1 pseudogene is annotated in these 231 nt (G+C 53.2%); it reads right to left on the minus strand.

Features of this window, described 5'->3' with window-relative positions:
* Positions 1 to 4 precede the first annotated feature (4 nt).
* A pseudogene (gene tcyC, locus SB660_RS24170) lies at positions 5 to 231 on the minus strand (cystine ABC transporter ATP-binding protein TcyC); the annotation flags it as partial.

Consider the following 231-nt stretch of genomic DNA (forward strand, 5'->3'; position numbering starts at 1 on the left):
GCTCCTACAAAGGATTCAGTATACGATTTAAAAACCGCTGCGTGCGTTCTTCTTTCGGCGCGGAAAAAATCTGGGCCGGCGGTCCTTGTTCCACAATGACGCCGCCGTCAATGAAGATGACTTCATCGGCCACTTCCTGCGCGAATTTGATTTCATGGGTGACGACGACCATCGTCCAGCCTTCGTTCGCCAGATCCTTAATCACTTTGAGCACCTCGCCGACCAGCTCCG

It is taken from the genome of Bacillus sp. SIMBA_005, from assembly GCF_046535585.1.
GTDB lineage: Bacteria > Bacillota > Bacilli > Bacillales > Bacillaceae > Bacillus > Bacillus pumilus.